At 58.2% G+C, this 17,903-nt stretch carries 19 protein-coding genes; 13 read left to right on the top strand and 6 right to left on the bottom strand.

What is annotated here, in order from left to right; translation table 11 throughout:
* Nucleotides 1–8: 8 nt before the first annotated feature.
* Complete coding sequence (locus K5E40_RS20420) at nucleotides 9–653, bottom strand: tyrosine-protein phosphatase (RefSeq protein ID WP_221732300.1); 645 nt, start codon at nucleotides 651–653, stop codon at nucleotides 9–11.
* 290 nt (nucleotides 654–943) lie between these two features.
* Between K5E40_RS20420 and K5E40_RS20415 the strand changes: the two genes are divergently transcribed.
* Genes K5E40_RS20415 through K5E40_RS20405 form a run of 3 tightly spaced genes read left to right on the top strand, consistent with a single transcriptional unit; the run spans nucleotide 944 to nucleotide 4,779 of the window.
* Nucleotides 944–1,681, top strand: a complete 738-nt coding sequence (locus K5E40_RS20415) for a gluconate 2-dehydrogenase subunit 3 family protein (RefSeq protein ID WP_221732299.1) — start codon at nucleotides 944–946, stop codon at nucleotides 1,679–1,681.
* 2 nt (nucleotides 1,682–1,683) lie between these two features.
* A complete protein-coding gene (locus K5E40_RS20410; protein WP_221732298.1) occupies nucleotides 1,684–3,468 on the top strand; it encodes a GMC family oxidoreductase in 1,785 nt (594 codons plus the stop codon).
* A gap of 12 nt (nucleotides 3,469–3,480) precedes the next feature.
* Complete coding sequence (locus K5E40_RS20405; protein WP_221732297.1) at nucleotides 3,481–4,779, top strand: cytochrome c; 1,299 nt, start codon at nucleotides 3,481–3,483, stop codon at nucleotides 4,777–4,779.
* Nucleotides 4,780–4,835: 56 nt separating this feature from the next.
* Here the strand turns inward: K5E40_RS20405 and K5E40_RS20400 are convergent, their stop codons facing one another.
* Entirely contained in the window at nucleotides 4,836–5,111 is a 276-nt protein-coding gene (locus K5E40_RS20400; protein WP_221732296.1) for a hypothetical protein, read from the bottom strand.
* A 263-nt stretch (nucleotides 5,112–5,374) separates the two neighbouring features.
* Between K5E40_RS20400 and K5E40_RS20395 the strand changes: the two genes are divergently transcribed.
* Nucleotides 5,375–5,920: a hypothetical protein gene (locus tag K5E40_RS20395; RefSeq protein WP_221732295.1), complete on the top strand. Its 546-nt coding sequence runs from the start codon at nucleotides 5,375–5,377 to the stop codon at nucleotides 5,918–5,920.
* A gap of 105 nt (nucleotides 5,921–6,025) precedes the next feature.
* Here the strand turns inward: K5E40_RS20395 and K5E40_RS20390 are convergent, their stop codons facing one another.
* Nucleotides 6,026–6,328, bottom strand: coding sequence for a hypothetical protein (locus K5E40_RS20390; protein ID WP_221732294.1), 303 nt, complete (start codon nucleotides 6,326–6,328; stop codon nucleotides 6,026–6,028).
* Nucleotides 6,329–6,545: 217 nt separating this feature from the next.
* Here K5E40_RS20390 and K5E40_RS20385 point away from each other — a divergent pair, with 217 nt between their 5' ends.
* Nucleotides 6,546–7,604 carry a PA0069 family radical SAM protein gene (locus tag K5E40_RS20385; RefSeq protein ID WP_221732293.1) on the top strand — a complete coding sequence of 353 codons (1,059 nt, stop codon included), beginning with the start codon at nucleotides 6,546–6,548 and terminating at the stop codon, nucleotides 7,602–7,604.
* Nucleotides 7,605–7,668: 64 nt separating this feature from the next.
* On the opposite strand, the gene K5E40_RS20380 is transcribed toward K5E40_RS20385, so the two are convergent.
* Nucleotides 7,669–8,061, bottom strand: a complete 393-nt coding sequence (locus K5E40_RS20380; protein WP_221732292.1) for a hypothetical protein — start codon at nucleotides 8,059–8,061, stop codon at nucleotides 7,669–7,671.
* A 429-nt stretch (nucleotides 8,062–8,490) separates the two neighbouring features.
* Here K5E40_RS20380 and K5E40_RS20375 point away from each other — a divergent pair, with 429 nt between their 5' ends.
* Together K5E40_RS20375 and K5E40_RS20370 are read left to right on the top strand one after the other, a co-directional pair.
* On the top strand, nucleotides 8,491–9,219 hold the full coding sequence (locus K5E40_RS20375; protein WP_221732291.1) for a carbonic anhydrase: 729 nt from the start codon (nucleotides 8,491–8,493) through the stop codon (nucleotides 9,217–9,219).
* A 90-nt stretch (nucleotides 9,220–9,309) separates the two neighbouring features.
* Entirely contained in the window at nucleotides 9,310–10,836 is a 1,527-nt protein-coding gene (locus K5E40_RS20370) for a SulP family inorganic anion transporter (RefSeq protein WP_221732290.1), read from the top strand.
* 137 nt (nucleotides 10,837–10,973) lie between these two features.
* On the opposite strand, the gene K5E40_RS20365 is transcribed toward K5E40_RS20370, so the two are convergent.
* On the bottom strand, nucleotides 10,974–11,624 hold the full coding sequence (locus tag K5E40_RS20365) for a hypothetical protein (protein WP_221732289.1): 651 nt from the start codon (nucleotides 11,622–11,624) through the stop codon (nucleotides 10,974–10,976).
* A 370-nt stretch (nucleotides 11,625–11,994) separates the two neighbouring features.
* Here K5E40_RS20365 and coxB point away from each other — a divergent pair, with 370 nt between their 5' ends.
* The 4 genes from coxB (at nucleotide 11,995) to K5E40_RS20345 (ending at nucleotide 16,319) form a co-directional block, all read left to right on the top strand.
* On the top strand, nucleotides 11,995–13,122 hold the full coding sequence (gene coxB / locus K5E40_RS20360) for a cytochrome c oxidase subunit II (RefSeq protein WP_221732288.1): 1,128 nt from the start codon (nucleotides 11,995–11,997) through the stop codon (nucleotides 13,120–13,122).
* An 82-nt stretch (nucleotides 13,123–13,204) separates the two neighbouring features.
* Nucleotides 13,205–14,791 (top strand): cytochrome c oxidase subunit I, encoded by a 1,587-nt coding sequence (ctaD, locus tag K5E40_RS20355; RefSeq protein WP_221732287.1) that lies wholly within the window; start codon nucleotides 13,205–13,207, stop codon nucleotides 14,789–14,791.
* A 63-nt stretch (nucleotides 14,792–14,854) separates the two neighbouring features.
* The gene (locus K5E40_RS20350; RefSeq protein ID WP_221732286.1) at nucleotides 14,855–15,406 is read left to right on the top strand and encodes a cytochrome c oxidase assembly protein; all 552 of its coding nucleotides are present in this window, start codon (nucleotides 14,855–14,857) and stop codon (nucleotides 15,404–15,406) included.
* 25 nt (nucleotides 15,407–15,431) lie between these two features.
* Nucleotides 15,432–16,319 (top strand): cytochrome c oxidase subunit 3, encoded by an 888-nt coding sequence (locus K5E40_RS20345; RefSeq protein WP_221732285.1) that lies wholly within the window; start codon nucleotides 15,432–15,434, stop codon nucleotides 16,317–16,319.
* 7 nt (nucleotides 16,320–16,326) lie between these two features.
* Here the strand turns inward: K5E40_RS20345 and K5E40_RS20340 are convergent, their stop codons facing one another.
* Nucleotides 16,327–16,530: a twin transmembrane helix small protein gene (locus K5E40_RS20340; RefSeq protein WP_007911731.1), complete on the bottom strand. Its 204-nt coding sequence runs from the start codon at nucleotides 16,528–16,530 to the stop codon at nucleotides 16,327–16,329.
* A 70-nt stretch (nucleotides 16,531–16,600) separates the two neighbouring features.
* On the opposite strand from K5E40_RS20340, the gene K5E40_RS20335 reads away from it, so the two are divergent.
* Nucleotides 16,601–17,341 carry an SURF1 family protein gene (locus K5E40_RS20335; RefSeq protein WP_221732284.1) on the top strand — a complete coding sequence of 247 codons (741 nt, stop codon included), beginning with the start codon at nucleotides 16,601–16,603 and terminating at the stop codon, nucleotides 17,339–17,341.
* A complete protein-coding gene (locus K5E40_RS20330; RefSeq protein WP_221732283.1) occupies nucleotides 17,307–17,900 on the top strand; it encodes a hypothetical protein in 594 nt (197 codons plus the stop codon). The genes K5E40_RS20335 and K5E40_RS20330 overlap by 35 nt, the downstream gene beginning before the upstream one ends.
* Nucleotides 17,901–17,903: the final 3 nt, after the last annotated feature.

The raw sequence follows: 17,903 nt of genomic DNA, 5'->3' as shown, positions 1-17,903 counted from the left end.
TTCTCCGCTCACTTGAGATTGACGGTCTGAAACCAGCTCTTCATCGAGCAGGTGGCGAACGCGCTGGTGCTGCAATCACCATTGGCCAGCGCAGTGCGCAGTTTGTCGACATCGGCCTGCATCATGTAGCGAACACCATCCTTGAAATGGCCGCTTTCGCCGAAACCACCTTGGGTCATCTCGTTCAAGGCATCCTCTTTGCTCCAGCCTTGCACCACCACGCGATACATCGCTGCCATCAGGCCGGTGCGGTCAGAACCGTGTTTGCAATGCATCAACACCGGGCCCTTGGCTTCGGCGCTCTGGATAGCGCGCAAAGTCTTGAGCACATCGCTGTCATCAACGTGATTGGTGCGATAGGACAACTGCACTTGATTGATGCCTGGCTCGGACAGCCAGCGACTATCGGCCTCCGGCAAGAAGTTGATCACCGTTGCCACTTTGAGATTTTTCAACAGCGGCACTGCGCCGCTATCGGGTAATGCACTGCGATAGAGGGTCGGCGACATCTGGAACAGGTTGTATTGCACCTCGACCGGCTGCGCCCACTCCTCCGGACGGGAAGGCACGGTATCAGCCGCCTGGGCCGGGATCAGGTGCAGCATTGCTACAAGCGACAAACACAAAGCGGGGAAAAGACGCACTCGAGACATGCTGGGTAGACCGTGTCGGGTTTTTGAAGAATTGAAGCTTCAAGGTTTGCCGGTCAAAGCCCCGTGAGCCGTCTGTCAAAGAAATGTGAATCGGCATCAATCCGGTGAAAAGCGGGTCAGCCATTTCGGCTTTTTTCGACTGAAACGATTCATCTCAATGCTTAGGCTGCTACCATTTGTCACATCATGTTGCAGCTCTCCGGATCATCCCGGCCACGTCGCGACGAAAAATCCTCAAGCCGTTCGCAGAAACGGCTGACCACCCTTGATGCCTGATGAGGTGCCCCCCCATGTCTGATGAAGATCGAGACAACCCGCGGCGTGAGTTTTTGCGCAAATCCCTGACCCTGATTCCCGTCGTCACCCTGGCCGGTACCAGTCTGGGCAGCAGCGTGCTGCAAGCCGCGCCTGAAGCTGCTCCCGCAACGCAACCGGTTCGCGCTGACGCCGACGATTATCAGCCAAGCTATTTCACCGCCGAAGAATGGGCCTTCATCCATGCCGCCGTGGCGCAACTGATCCCCAACGACGATCAAGGCCCGGGAGCGCTGGAAGCTGGCGTGCCGCAATACATCGATCGTCAGATGAACACCCCGTATGCCGCTGGCGCCCTTTGGTACATGCAAGGCCCCTTCAACGCCGACGCGGCGCCGGAGATGGGCTGGCAGAGCAAACTCGTACCAAAAGAGATCTATCGCCTCGGCATCGCCGCCACGGATCAGTGGGCAAAATCCATCAACGGTAAAGTATTTGCTGACCAAGACAGCGCTACCCGAGACGATTTACTCAAACAACTCGAAGCCGGAAAACCGCAATTCGATACCGTCCCCGCGAAGATTTTCTTCAACCTGTTGCTGCAAAACACCAAGGAAGGATTCTTCTGCGACCCGATCCACGGCGGCAATAAAGGCATGGTCGGCTGGACCATGATCGGCTTTCCCGGCGCCCGCGCCGATTTCATGGATTGGGTGGAACGCAACGAGCAATACCCCTTCCCGGCAGTTTCGATTCGCGGCGAGAGGGCGTGAGCATGGCAACGGTAATGAAGAAGGTCGACGCAGTGATCGTCGGTTTCGGCTGGACGGGCGCGATCATGGCCAAAGAGCTGACCGAGGCTGGGCTCAACGTGCTGGCGCTGGAGCGCGGGCCGATGCAGGACACCTACCCCGACGGCAACTATCCACAGGTGATTGACGAACTGACCTACAGCGTGCGGAAAAAACTCTTCCAGGACATTTCCAAAGAGACCGTGACCATTCGCCATAGCGTCAACGACATTGCCTTGCCCAACCGCCAATTGGGCGCGTTCCTCCCGGGCAACGGCGTCGGCGGCGCCGGGCTGCACTGGTCGGGTGTGCACTTTCGTGTCGACCCGATCGAGTTGCGCATGCGCAGCCATTACGAAGAGCGTTACGGCAAAAGCTTCATCCCCAAAGACATGACCATCCAGGACTTCGGCGTCAGCTATGAAGAGCTGGAACCGTTCTTCGATTTCGCCGAAAAGGTCTTCGGCACGTCGGGCCAGGCCTGGACCGTGAAAGGTCAATTGGTCGGTCAGGGCAAGGGGGGCAACCCTTACGCACCGGATCGCTCCAACCCGTTCCCGCTGCAGGCACAGAAAAACACCGTGTCCGCACAGCTGTTCAGCAAAGCGGCTACGCAGGTTGGTTACAAACCCTACAACCTGCCTTCGGCCAATACCTCGGGCCCGTACACCAATCCCTACGGCGCGCAGATGGGCCCGTGCAATTTCTGCGGGTTCTGCAGCGGTTACGTTTGCTACATGTATTCCAAGGCCTCGCCGAACGTGAACATTCTGCCGGCGCTCAAGCCGCTGCCGAATTTCGAATTGCGACCCAATGCCCATGTGCTGCGGATCAACCTCGACAGCACCAAAACCAAAGCCACCGGCGTCACTTACGTCGACAGCCAGGGCCGCGAGATCGAGCAACCGGCGGACCTGGTGATCCTCGGCGCTTTCCAGTTGCACAACGTGCGTCTGATGCTGCTTTCCGGGATTGGCAAACCTTACGACCCCATCAGCGGCGAAGGTGTGGTGGGGCGTAACTTCGCCTACCAGAACATGGCGACCATCAAGGCGTTCTTCGACAAGGACACCCACACCAACAACTTCATTGGCGCCGGCGGTAACGGTGTGGCGCTGGATGACTTCAACGCCGACAACTTCGACCACGGCCCGCACGGCTTCGTCGGCGGTTCGCCAATGTGGGTCAACCAGGCTGGCAGCCGACCGATTGCCGGCACCTCCAACCCACCGGGCACTCCGGCCTGGGGCAGTGCCTGGAAACGCGCGACCGCCGATTACTACACCCACCAGGTGTCGATGGACGCTCACGGCGCGCATCAATCCTACAGAGGCAACTACCTCGATCTCGACCCGGTGTACCGCGATGCCTACGGCTTGCCCCTGCTGCGGATGACGTTCGACTGGCAGGAAAACGACATCAAAATGAACCGCTTCATGGTCGAGAAAATGGGCAAAGTCGCCGAGGCGATGGGCCCGAAAGCCATTGCGGTGATTGGCAAGAAAGTTGGCGATCACTTCAACACCGCGGCCTACCAGACCACGCACCTCAACGGTGGCGCGATCATGGGCACCGATCCGAAGACCAGCGCGCTGAACCGCTACTTGCAGAGCTGGGACGTGCATAACGTCTTCGTGCCGGGCGCTTCAGCGTTCCCGCAGGGCCTGGGTTACAACCCGACCGGGCTGGTGGCTGCGTTGACCTACTGGTCGGCAAAAGCGATCCGCGAGCAATACCTGAAAAACCCCGGCCCGCTGGTTCAGGCTTAAGGAGCGATGACCATGAAAAATCTTGTTATCGCGACCTTGGCCCTGCTCGGCAGCGCCTCTTTGCAGGCCGCCGAAGTCGATCAAACTTTGATCAAAAAGGGCGAATACCTCGCCCGTGCCGGCGACTGTGTGGCTTGCCACACTGCAAAAAACGGTAAGGCGTTCGCTGGTGGCCTGCCGATGGAAACCCCGATCGGCACGATCTATTCGACCAACATCACTCCGGATAAAACCGGCATCGGTGATTACAGCTTCGAGGACTTTGATCAGGCCGTACGTCATGGTGTCGCTAAAAACGGTAGTACGTTGTACCCCGCGATGCCGTATCCGTCCTACGCCCGTGTCAGCCAAACCGACATGAAAGCGCTGTACGCGTATTTCATGCAAGGCGTAGAACCGGTGGCGCAACAGAACAAGGCCAGCGACATTCCATGGCCGTTGAGCATGCGCTGGCCGCTGATGGGCTGGCGCTGGATGTTTGCGCCGAAGGTCGAGGGCTATAAAGCGACATCGGATGATCCGGTGATCAGCCGTGGGGCGTACCTGGTGGAAGGCCTGGGCCATTGCGGCGCCTGCCACACGCCGCGTGCCCTGACCCTGCAGGAAAAATCCCTGAGCGCGGCCGATGGCAGCACGTTCCTGGCCGGCAGCGCGCCACTGGAAGGCTGGATCGCCAAGAGCCTGCGCGGCGATCACAAGGACGGCCTCGGCAGTTGGAGCGAAGAGCAACTGGTGCAGTTCCTCAAGACCGGCCGCAGTGACCGCAGCGCAGTGTTCGGCGGCATGAGCGATGTGGTCACCCACAGCATGCAATACATGACCGACGCCGACCTGACTGCAATTGCTCGCTACCTGAAGTCGTTGCCAGCGACTGATCCGAACGATCAACCGCACTCGTACGATGAAAATGCCGCCAAGGCCCTATGGAACGGTGACGACAGCCAGCGCGGCGCGTCGGTTTACATCGACAACTGCGCGGCATGCCACCGCACCGACGGCCACGGCTATACGCGGGTATTCCCGGCGCTGGCAGGTAATCCGGTGCTGCAATCGGAAGATCCAACCTCATTGATCCACATCGTGCTCAAGGGCGGGACATTGCCGGCAACGCACACCGCGCCTTCGACCTTCACCATGCCCGGCTTTGCCTGGCGGTTGTCGGATCAGGAAGTGGCGGATGTGGTGAGCTTCATTCGCGGCAGTTGGGGCAACAGGGGCGCGCCGGTGAACGCTGCCGATGTCGCGAGCCTGCGCAAGAACGATACGCAGACCACTTCCGGGGATGACCTAGGGCAAGTTACTGCGCAGTAACGAGGCTTGAATACCGCTGACATGGCATGGGTGTTTTCGCTGTGTCAGCGGGCAATTCAACGCGTGGACTGAAAGCCCTTGAATTGCGCAAAGGCATCGGCTAACTGCAGGTAGAGTTTTTTGTCGTATTTATCGACGTCACCATCGCCATCGGCGTCAACGGCGTCTTCGGAAATCAGGTCATAACGACCATTGCCTTCCGATGAAGAGGCGAAGAGCGAGTAGTCGTAGTCCATCATTTCGGTCGCGTCTTCATCGTAGTGATAAAACGCGACCTCAGGATTTCCGTCTCGGTCCATATCCGCAATTTCCAGCAATATCCTGATAGCCATTGATCAAGTCCTTACAGTTGATTTCGCCCATACAACCGACAATCGTGCCTAGGTTTCTGGATATTAAAGTTGGGGAGAAATCGGGTCTACTGTCAGACTTGACAGGATGTATACCCATACAGTCGTCTGGCCTGAACAATAACCACTGTAAATACTGACACCTGTCAACTCTGACAGTAGACACTCTTCTTTACGTTACTTAGGGTGCAAAGGGACGCAGACGCAATTGCCCTTAATATCGCCCTGGTATGGAGCACAAAGACATGAGCTATTCATTGCTATATGAGTTCAAAGACACGGATGGGGACGGAAAGGCAGAAGCGGTAATTTCCCGGTACAACAATGGAGATGCAGTTAATTCAATGCCCGACGTTGTGGTCACGGCGTACGCCAATACCGCCAACGGAAAATTTGACACGGTCACCGGAGTCGACGACGTCGAGGGCGACGGTGACATTGATGAGGATGACGAATCCTATTATGCCCTGGCAGGCGACCTCGCCTCTGCTTTGGTCGGTTTGAGTACCGTCGGTGCGGGCCGTCTTTATCGATGCATACTTATCTCATTTGGAGACAACGCCTCAGGGAGCAAACTTGCCGACGTCAACATTGGTTTGTTTAATGTCGCGAACTCCGATTTGACTCGCCCGGATTCAGTCGTGACCGTCACAGGTTATGACAAGGGTATGTATAAAAAAGTGTCAGGATCGACGGACGCAGACGGTGATGGCGATATTGATCTGGACGATGAGTTTATTTTCAGAAAAATCGCGGTCTCCTTTGCGTCAATGAGAGATTTTAAAGTTTGAAATAAGCGCTGACATGGTTGCTACGGTGTCGACGAAACACTGTCCGACAAAAAACCCTGCATGCGTGAATCATGCAGGGTTTTTTTGCATTTATCGCCGTGCGCCTTACGGATTAACGATACTTGCATAAGCCTTGGCCAGCGCCATCAACTTGGCTTTGTCATCGCCATCAATGTCACCGTCGCCGTCGACATCTTTCTTGTCCGTGCGGATGGTGAAGGACTTGCCACGATCAGCGGATACCGCGACCACGTAAATCGAATCGACCAACGCCTCAGTCGATAGTTGCTCCTCGGCATTCCAGCCCAGTTCCTTGCGGGCAAGTTGCATGGAAACAATCGTGTTGGGCTCCGATGGCCCCGGCAGCATCATTTGTAAAAAAACACCACGTTGATTGAGGTACGACATACATAAAGTCCTTTTAATTTAAAATCAGGCGTCAGTACCTGAAAGTTGAACAAGACTATATTTGATAATTTTCATATACAACGGAACATATGTATCGCGGGCTTTCCATAGTTGTAGCTATTTAAGAAACCTATCAGCAGGCTGCTTGGCTGAACGGTACTGGATCACGATGGGCATTACCGGATACTGTATGCATATACAGACCCGAGATTCTTCAATGATCAGCCATCTCCCTCCCCGCGGTCGCGGCACCGCCACCAACCCGCACAACCGTTTCGCGCCGAACCGTTCGGTGGTCGAGGACGACGGCTGGTATCAGGAAGTGCCCGAGACGCAGGGCACCGAGGTGATGATCGAAACCGCGAAGACCATCATCACTCGTAACACGTCGCCGGATCTGCCCTTTGATCGTTCGATCAATCCCTATCGTGGCTGCGAGCACGGCTGCATCTATTGCTACGCGCGGCCCAGCCACGCCTATTGGGATATGTCGCCGGGTCTGGATTTTGAAACGAACTTGATCGCCAAGACCAATGCCGCACAGGTACTTGAAGAACAACTCGGGAAAAAAGGCTATCAATGCGCGCCGATCAATCTCGGCTCCAACACCGATCCGTATCAGCCAATCGAACGCGAACACAAGATCACTCGTCAGATCCTCGAAGTACTTTTGCGCTATCGACATCCGGTGACCATCGTCACCAAAGGTTCGCTGATCCTGCGCGATCTCGATCTACTGACCGAACTGGCGCAGCAACGGCTGGTGGCGGTGATGATCAGCCTCACGACGCTGGACGATGAGCTCAAGCGCATCCTAGAGCCCCGCGCAGCCGCGCCCAAGGCACGACTGCGGGCAATCCGGGTGATGCGCGAGGCGGGGATTCCGGTGGGCGTGTTGTGTTCGCCGATGATTGCGATGATCAACGACAGCGAGATCGAGAGCCTGCTCACCGAGGCTCACGCCGCCGGCGCGCAAAGCGCTGCGTACATGATGCTGCGCCTGCCGCTGGAAGTGGCGCCGCTGTTCGAGGAGTGGCTGCAAGCACACTATCCGCAACGGGCGGCGCATGTGCTGAGCCTGATCCGCCAGAGCCGTGGCGGCGAACTCTACGACAGCCGTTTCGGCGTACGGATGCGGGGCGAAGGGCCGTTTGCCGATCTGCTCGCGCAACGCTTTGCCAAGGCCATCAAGCGTCTTGGACTCAATCACCGCGAGGGCTACAACCTCGATTGCACAGCCTTCTGTCCGCCAGGACGGCAGATGTCATTGATTTAGCAAATGGGCCAATGCATGGATATAACGAGGCCTGTATGAGAACTTATACAGGCCTTGTCTTTATTTACACAATGACGATGCCACTGTAAGCCTTCGCCAACGCTATCAACTTCGCCCGGTCATGACGGTCAATATCACCGTCACCGTCCATATCGCCGTATGGCCCGACCTCAAAATTTTTGCCGTTATCGCGTGATATTGCAGCAATCTGTTTAATGTCAACCAACTTCTCAGTTATAAGTTTTGTTTCTGGATCCTGTTGTTTTTGTTTAGTTGCAAAGTTCATGATCACCATGATTTCTTTGCGAGGCAGCGAAATCTCCACCTTTTCTAGAAAAATACCTTTGATACTATTTGGACGCAAAACAGATGTCATAAAAAATCCCTTTTTTAATTTATTTGCCTTATTGAACGCCTTGGCACTTCGGATCATACGGGGCATCATCTTCAACGCCATTCAACATCTGTTTCATCAGGTTTCTTATCGTTAACCCAAGGACTGGCTCGGGCCATTGCTCTGGCCCTCAATGGCTAAGTGTCAGCGACGCCGCCACGACTTTTCGCGGCGAGGAAGGGCTCACCCACCGCAAGGCCCGATAAAAATTGCACAGCCTTCTGTCCGCCGGGTCGCCAGATGTCGTTGATTTAGCGACAATTGACCTATGGTTGAGCGGTTGGAACCCCTCCGTCGAAATACCTCAGTCACGTTTTTTGTGACCTGGAACACACGTTCTAGAGCGCTTGATTCAGTTTGAGTTAAGTTTCGGCGGCTACCTTGTTCATCGAGTGACTGACGGGTCGGGATGACCCGGATGTTTAAACAGCCACTGGCTTCATACCGGAATACCGGGGCATGACTCCCTGAATCCGCCAAAGAGGATCAATCATGAGTGACAAGGATAAACAGCCGTTGGCTGCGTCGGCGCAAGCCCCTGAGGCGCAATCCGCTGATGCAGCGCTGCGACAGATCGTTGACGGCTTTTTGCATTTTCATCATGAGGTCTTCCCGCAGCAGGAAGAACTCTTCAAGAAACTCGCCACGGCCCAATCGCCACGGGCGATGTTCATTACCTGCGCCGATTCGCGCATCGTCCCCGAGCTGATCACTCAGAGTTCACCCGGCGACCTGTTCGTGACGCGTAACGTCGGCAACGTTGTTCCGCCGTACGGCCAGATGAACGGCGGCGTTTCCACCGCCATCGAATATGCGGTGCTGGCGCTGGGCGTGCAGCACATCATCATCTGCGGGCACTCCGATTGTGGCGCCATGCGTGCGGTGCTCAACCCGGACAGCCTGGAAAAAATGCCGACGGTCAAAGCCTGGCTGCGCCACGCTGAAGTCGCGAAAACCATGGTGCACGACAACTGTCACTGCGCCGACGAAAAAGAAAGCATGCCGATCCTCACCGAGGAAAACGTCATCGCCCAATTGCAGCACTTGCGTACCCATCCTTCGGTAGCCTCACGCATGGCGAACGGTCATCTGTTCATCCATGGCTGGGTCTACAACATCGAAACCAGCGAAATCAAAGCTTACGACGCGGATCAGAGTCGATTCCTGCCGCTCGACGGCAGCCATCCGATTCCGGTGGCGACGCCCAAAGCGCGCTTCTAAATCTTCCTAAAAATCTGTGTGGTTTGACGCCGGCCGCTGTTTCAGCGGCCCGGCCTTGCCACGCCTGAAGAAAACTTCGGGAGAATCACCATGCGTGCAGCTCAATTGAAAGCGGTGTTGCCACGGGAGCTGCTGGCTTCGGTGGTTGTGTTTCTGGTCGCCCTGCCGCTGTGCATGGGCATTGCGATTGCGTCGGGGCTGCCACCGGCCAAAGGGTTGATCACCGGGATCATCGGTGGTCTGGTGGTGGGTTGGCTGGCCGGTTCCCCTTTGCAGGTCAGCGGGCCGGCGGCGGGTTTGGCGGTGTTGGTGTTCGAACTGGTACGACAGCACGGCATCGAGATGCTCGGGCCGATTCTGCTGCTGGCCGGTTTTCTGCAATGGGTGGCCGGGCGCCTGAAGCTCGGTTGCTGGTTTCGGGTCACGGCACCAGCGGTGGTTTACGGCATGTTGGCCGGGATCGGCGTGTTGATCGTGCTCTCACAAATCCATGTAATGCTCGACGCCTCACCAAAGCCCTCCGGCCTGGATAACCTCACGGCCTTCCCCGGCGCCGTGGCGCAAGCCTTGCCGTCGTTAGGCTGGCAGGCCGGTCTGCTCGGGCTGTCAACCATTGCGGTGATGTGGCTGTGGGAGAAATTGCGCCCGCATTCGCTGCGCTTCATTCCCGGCGCATTGCTGGGGGTCGGTCTGGCCACGGGTGCCAGTCTGATGCTCGCTTTGCAGGTGAAACGGGTTGAAGTGCCGGCGAACCTGGCGCAAGCCATCGACTGGCTGAAACCTGCGGATCTGCTCAGTCTGGCGGATCCGACGCTGCTGATCGCTGCGCTTGCCGTAGCGTTTATCGCCAGCGCCGAAACCCTGTTGTCGGCGGCCGCGGTCGATCGGATGCACAGCGGCGTACGCTCGGACTTCGACCGTGAACTGTCGGCGCAGGGCGTGGGCAACATGCTCTGCGGTCTGGTCGGTGCGCTGCCGATGACCGGGGTGATCGTGCGCAGTTCGGCCAACGTTCAGGCCGGTGCGACCACGCGTTACTCAACGATTTTCCATGGCCTGTGGTTGCTGGCGTTCGTGCTGTTGTTATCGAGCGTGCTGCAAAGCATTCCGGTGGCGAGTCTGGCGGGTGTGCTGGTGTATACCGGTTTCAAACTGGTGGACCTGAAAGTCTTCCGTGGTCTGAGCCGTTATGGCCGGATGCCGATGTTCACTTACGCCGCGACGGCGCTGGCGATCATCTTCACGGATCTGCTGACCGGCGTACTGATCGGTTTCGGTCTGACCTTGCTGAAACTGGCGTTCAAGGCTTCACGACTGAAAATCAGCCTGATCGATCTGCCGCAGAAAGGCGAGATGGAGTTGCGTCTGCTCGGCGCGGCGACGTTCCTCAAGGTGCCGGCACTGACGCAGGTGCTGAACACGATTCCAACGGGCACGACGGTGCATGTGCCGCTCAATAACCTGAGCTACATCGACCATTCGTGTCTGGAGTTGCTGGAAGAGTGGGGCCGGGCGAATGCGGCGAAGGGGTCGAAGCTGTTGATCGAGTCGCGTGGGTTGAAGCGCAGGCTTGAGGGGCGGGTCCGGACGAATGTCGGTATAGGGGCGGCTGGCTAAACACCTGGTTTGCAAATACCCCCTGTGGGAGGGGGCTTGCTCCCGAAGGCGGTGGATCAGTCGACATTGTTAGCGACTGACACACCGCCTTCGGGAGCAAGCCCCCTCCCACATTGGCATTTGCGCACGCCTTTAAATCAGGCGGCGGGTTGATCCAGCTCCAGGCCCACGCCCAGTCGGCGGCCCATGCACGGCCAGCGTTTCCACGCGGCGCCGGTGTCCGGGCTGCTGAGTTTTTCGCGGTAGGCCTCTACCGACTCCAGCGCAAAACTCTCTTCGTTGAGCATCTCGTCGATGGCGTGATGCACAGCTTCGTCCAGTTGGTTGGCAAATTCCTCACCGATCAATTGGTGAGCAATCAGATTGGCGACCGTCATGTCCAAGGGGATCAGTGGCTGGCCGAAATGCTTGATGTAGAGGTCGTTGACCTCTTCGACAAAACGGTGCGCCAGATAGGCTTCGTCCAGCAGGCTGTCCAGGCCAACGTGCCCGGCCATGATGGCCGGCGGCTGGAGGAAATACTGCTCGGCGATTTTCAGCACCGGTTTGATCTGCGATTCGATTCCCGCTTCCCTGGCGACCTCATTGGCTGCATCCAGCAGGTCTGGCACTTCTTCGATGTAGGCGGCGACAAAACGCGTCAGCACGCCTTGGGCGTCGGCTTCCGGCAATTGGATCGCCGGATGTAAATGAGGCAGCTTGCTTTCCAGCTGACGAGTCAGCAGGCCGGTGTCTTTCTCATGTTGTTGGGCTGTTTGGATCTGCTCGCGCAATGCGGCGGTGTTCATGAAAACTCCAGGAAACAAGGCAATGAAATAGGGAAGACATAAGTTAGCTGGCTTACGAAAAATGCTAAGACGCATTTGTCATAATTATTTCATCCTTGATGCACCCTCGTTATATCCGTTTGCCACCACTCGTCTGCATCCTTCTCCATTCGTGCCCTCGAACGCAAGTCCTGGCTGTTTCAGATCATTTACGTCCTCACATTGCAATTTCCAGTCGCTGTCTATACTCGCCATTGAATGGAGTTAGCTGATGACGCCCGACTGCCCACGCAGCAAGGCCCGGCGATTCAAGTTCGTAGTCTGATGCAGCCGCTCCCTTGCCGCAGGCGTTGCGCCTACGGGATAACAAGAACGATAAGGGGAACCCGCAATGATGCGACATCCACACGTCTGGATGGGCCTCCTGTTGTGGTCGATTTTCAGCCAGGCTAATGCGGCCTGGACTGTGAATATGGCGCCTGGAGCGACTGAGATCAGTCACGCAGTATTCGACCTGCACATGACCATTTTCTGGATCTGTGTGGTGATCGGGGTCATCGTCTTCGGCGCCATGTTCTGGTCGATGATGGTGCACCGCCGTTCTACCGGACAGGTCGCCGCAAAATTCCACGAAAGCACCACCGTCGAGATCCTCTGGACCATCGTGCCGTTCCTGATTCTGGTGGCGATGGCCGTTCCGGCGACCGCCACCCTGATCAAGATGTACGACACCAGTGAGCCGGATATCGATATCCAGATCACCGGGTATCAGTGGAAGTGGCACTACAAATACCTGGGCCAGGACGTTGAGTTCTTCAGCAACCTGGCCACCCCCGCCGAGCAGATCCACAACAAGGAAGCCAAGGGCGAGCACTACTTGCTTGAGGTCGACAAGCCGTTGGTGCTGCCAACCGGGGCCAAGGTGCGCTTCCTCGTAACCTCAGCCGACGTCATCCACTCGTGGTGGGTGCCGGCCTTCGCAGTCAAGCGCGATGCAATCCCGGGGTTCGTCAACGAAGCCTGGACGCGCATCGACAAGCCCGGCATTTACCGTGGCCAGTGCGCCGAATTGTGCGGCAAGGATCACGGCTTCATGCCGATCGTGGTCGAGGTCAAGGAAAAGGCCGACTACGACAAGTGGCTCGCCGAGCGTAAGGCCGAGGCCGCGCAGCTCAAAGAGCTGACCAGCAAGGAATGGACCCTCGACGAGCTCAAGGAGCGCGGCGACAAGGTCTATCACACCACTTGCGTGGCCTGTCACCAGGCTGAAGGCCAAGGCCTGCCGCCAATGTTCCCGGCACTCAAGGGCTCGAAAATCGCCACGGGGCCGAAAGAAGGTCACCTGAGCATTGTCTTCCACGGCAAACCCGGCACCGCGATGGCGGCGTTCGGCAAGCAACTGTCGGAAGTCGATATCGCAGCGGTCGTGACTTACGAACGTAACGCCTGGGGCAACAACAAGGGCGACATGGTCACGCCAAAAGAAGTGCTGGAGCTGAAACAGGCGCAAAGCAAATGAGCCGGTCTATCGCGTACTTCGTGAACCGGCCGGGGCAGCGTGCCCCGGCCAGCCCCGTCCACTCACGTAAAGGAGACCGGCCATGAGCGCTGTCATCGATGACCACGGTCATGCCGACCACACCCACGGCCCCGCCAAAGGCCTGATGCGCTGGGTGCTGACCACCAACCACAAGGACATCGGCACGCTGTATCTGTGGTTTGCGTTCTGCATGTTCCTGCTGGGCGGCTCGTTCGCCATGGTGATCCGCGCCGAGCTGTTCCAGCCCGGTTTGCAGATCGTCGAACCGGCGTTCTTCAACCAGATGACCACCATGCACGGTCTGGTGATGGTCTTCGGTGCGGTGATGCCGGCGTTCGTCGGCCTTGCCAACTGGATGATCCCGTTGATGATCGGCGCGCCGGACATGGCCCTGCCGCGCATGAATAACTTCAGCTTCTGGCTGCTCCCGGCGGCGTTCCTGCTGCTGGTCTCGACCCTGTTCACCCCCGGTGGCGGGCCGAACTTCGGCTGGACGTTTTACGCACCGCTGTCGACGACTTACGCACCGGAAAGCGTGACGTTCTTCATCTTCGCCATCCACTTGATGGGGATCAGCTCGATCATGGGCGCGATCAACGTAGTCGCGACCATCCTCAACCTGCGCGCTCCCGGCATGACGTTGATGAAAATGCCGCTGTTCGTCTGGACCTGGCTGATCACAGCATTCCTGCTGATCGCGGTGATGCCGGTGCTGGCCGGGTGCGTGACGATGATGCTGATGGACATCCATTTCGGCACCAGTTTCTTCAGTGCTGCCGGTGGCGGTGACCCGGTCTTGTTCCAGCATGTGTTCTGGTTCTTCGGCCACCCCGAGGTGTACATCATGATCCTGCCGGCCTTCGGTGCCGTCAGCTCGATCATCCCGACGTTCTCGCGCAAACCGCTGTTCGGCTACACCTCGATGGTCTATGCCACGGCGAGCATTGCGTTCCTGTCGTTCATTGTCTGGGCGCACCACATGTTTGTGGTCGGCATTCCGCTGGTGGGCGAGCTGTTCTTCATGTACGCCACGCTACTGATCGCCGTGCCTACCGGGGTCAAGGTGTTCAACTGGGCAAGCACCATGTGGCAAGGCTCGCTGACCTTCGAGACGCCGATGTTGTTTGCCGTGGCGTTCGTGATCCTGTTCTCGATCGGCGGGTTCTCCGGGCTGATGCTGGCCATCGCCCCGGCGGACTTCCAGTATCAGGACACCTACTTCGTGGTCGCGCATTTCCACTACGTGCTGGTGCCGGGGGCGATTTTCGGGATCTTCGCCTCCACGTACTACTGGCTGCCGAAATGGACCGGCCACATGTACGACGAAACCCTCGGCAAGCTGCACTTCTGGCTGTCGTTCGTCGGCATGAACCTGACCTTCTTCCCGATGCACTTTGTCGGCCTTGCGGGAATGCCGCGGCGGATTCCGGACTACAACCTGCAGTTCGCCGACTTCAACATGGTCTCGTCGATCGGCGCGTTCATGTTCGGCGCCACGCAGATTTTCTTCCTGTTCATCGTGATCAAGACCATTCGAGGCGGCGCGCCGGCACCGGCCAAGCCGTGGGATGGCGCCGAAGGTCTGGAATGGAGCGTGCCGTCACCGGCGCCGTATCACACCTTCACTACGCCGCCGGAAGTGAAATGAAACGCCTTGCTTCTGTGGGAGGGGGCTTGCTCCCACAGGGGTTCTTGGTTGAGGGTTGGAACCATGGCTGACTCGATTTCGTTGAAGAAACTGGTCACCCGTCTACTCGGCGTGGTGGTGGCGATGTTTGTTTTCGGTTTCGCCCTGGTGCCGATCTACGACGTGATGTGCAAAGCCTTCGGTATCAATGGCAAGACCGCCGGGCAGTATGAGGGCGAGCAGGTCGTCGACACTTCGCGGCAGGTGCGCGTGCAGTTTTTGTCGACCAACAACGTCGACATGCCGTGGGACTTCTACCCCAAGCACGACGAGCTGACGGCCAACCCCGGGGCGGTGAACGAGATGATCTTCATCGCCCGCAACCCCACCGACAAACCGATGAGTGCGCAAGCCGTGCCGAGCATCGCGCCGAGCAACGCAGCGGCGTATTTCCACAAGACCGAGTGCTTTTGTTTTACCCAGCAGGTGCTGCAGCCCGGTGAGCAGATCGAAATGCCGGTGCGTTTCATTGTTGACCGCGACATGCCCAAGGATGTGAAGCACCTGACGCTGTCCTACACGCTGTTCGATATCACCGCCCGACATCCTCCGGTGGCTGTACACACTGGCGGTTAAGCGTGCCCGATAAGGAGAACAATAAATGGCAACTCATGAGCACTATTACGTTCCGGCCCAGAGCAAATGGCCGATCATCGCCACATTCGGCATGGCGATCACGGTGTATGGCTTGGCCACCTGGTTCAACGATCTGAAGGCGGCACGCCCTGAATCCCACGGGCCGTACATCTTTTTCGTCGGCGGACTGTTACTGGCCTACATGCTGTTCGGCTGGTTCGGCGCGGTGATCAAGGAAAGCCGCGCGGGGCTTTATAGCGCGCAGCTGGATCGTTCGTTCCGTTGGGGCATGAGTTGGTTCATCTTCTCCGAGGTGATGTTCTTCGCCGCCTTCTTCGGTGCGCTGTTTTACGTGCGGCACATCTCCGGCCCGGCGCTCGGCGGTGAAGGCCCCAAAGGCATTGCCCATATGCTGTGGCCGAACTTCCAGTTCACCTGGCCACTGCTGCACACCCCGGATCCGAAACTGTTCCCGCCACCCAAGGAAGTCATCAGCCCGTGGGGCCTGCCGCTGATCAACACGATTCTGCTGGTCAGCTCCAGCGTGACCATCACCATCGCCCACCATGCCTTGAAGAAGGGCCATCGCGGTGCACTGAAAATCTGGCTGGCGATCACCGTGCTGCTGGGCTGCGCGTTCCTCGGCTTCCAGGCTGAGGAATACATGCACGCCTACCACGAGCTGGGCCTGACGCTGGGTTCGGGCATCTACGGTGCGACGTTCTTCATGCTCACCGGTTTCCACGGCGCCCACGTGACCATCGGCACGATCATTCTGTTCGTGATGCTGATGCGGATCATGAAGGGCCACTTCGACAACGAACATCAGTTCGGTTTCGAGGCGGCGAGCTGGTATTGGCACTTCGTCGACGTGGTGTGGATCGGCTTGTTCGTTTTCGTCTACGTGCTTTAAGCGCCCGCTACCAAGGCGCATGCGACACCAGTTGGCCGCTGTAAAAGCCCCAGGCAATCAAGCCGACAGTGGCAGCGGCCAAGGCCACCCGAACACTCAAGGCGATGACCAGACGATTGGAACTGCTGTCGTCCTTGACCAGGAAAAACAGGCCGCTGAACAGGCTGATCACCGTGGCAATCAGCATCAGGACGATGGCTGTTTTGAGCATGGGAAGACTCCGGGGGACAGGCGATGTGTTTGAGTATAGCGATCACGACGACTGACTTTGTGGCACGGCCATGAAGCGCTTCCGCCCGGGCGTCGTACCGACTGTGGTGGTGGCGTTGTTGCTGCCGTTGCTGGTGTCGCTGGGCTTCTGGCAACTGGGCCGTGGCGCAGAGAAAACCGCCCTGCTCGCCAGTTATGCCGAACGTCGTGCCGCCGAGCCGATGGCCAGCAGCGAGTTGCTGCACAGCGCCGATCCGGCCTTTCGCCGCGTACACCTTTACGGCCAGTTCGATACCGCGCACAGCCTGCTGCTCGACAACAGCCAGCGCAACGGCAAGGTCGGCGTGGAGTTGCTGCAACCGTTTCAGGATCAACGCACGGGTCTGTGGCTGCTGGTCAATCGCGGCTGGCTGCCTTGGCCGGATCGGCGCGTAGCGCCGCAATTCAAAACGCCTTCCGAGGCGCTGAATATCGACGCCTGGGTCTACATCGCCCCCGGCGCAACCTTCCAGCTGCACGCCGACCCGGTCAGCAATACCTGGCCGCAAACCATCACCGCCGTCGAGCCGGCCAAGCTGTGGAAAACCCTCGAACGCGACGGCTTCGCTTATGAATTACGCGCCGAGCCCGGCCCGGCCAGCTATCAGGCCGATTGGCCGGTGGTTGCCATGGGCCCGGAAAAACACCTCGGTTACGCCGTGCAGTGGTTCGCCATGGCCACCGCCCTGCTCGGCCTCTACGTCTACCTCGGCTGGCACAACGCAAAGGAGAAACACCATGGGAACGGCCATGAATCCACCCAACATGTCTGAGGCGAAACCTGCCGCCAGCCGTCGTCGCGGACGCCTTCAACTGCTGCTGATTGTGCTCGGCGTGGTCGGCCCGATGATCCTCGCCACCGGCATGTACAAATTGCAGTTCTGGGTCCCGGAAGGTCGCAGCTATCACGGCGAACTGATCGGCAACGGCCAGACCCGCGCCGACCTTGGCGTGCAGGCGGATGAAGAGCGCTGGCAGATGCTAGTGACCGCACCGAAAGATTGCGCGGTGGATTGCCAGCAACTGGTGTATCTGGCGCGGCAAATCCAGATCGGCCTGGGCCGCGATGCCGGCCGCGCCAGCCACGCCCTCGCCACCGCGCAACCGCTGAGCACCGACTACCAAGCCAAACTGACCCGCGAATACCCGAAATTGCAGCGCTATCCGCTGGACGCCGCCGTGTTCAGCAAGACGACGGGCGACAAGGCCACGCCGCAACTGTGGATCATCGACCCCCACGGCAACCTCGTGCTGCGTTACGACCCAAGCGTGAAGGGCAAGGACCTGCTCAACGATCTGCGCCACCTGCTGAAACTGTCGAACATCGGATAAGGG

The organism is Pseudomonas baetica, assembly GCF_019733355.1.
GTDB classification, from domain to species: Bacteria; Pseudomonadota; Gammaproteobacteria; order Pseudomonadales; family Pseudomonadaceae; genus Aquipseudomonas; species Aquipseudomonas baetica_A.
Note: the sequence above shows the minus strand (reverse complement) of the source record. Positions and strands in the feature narration are given on the sequence as shown.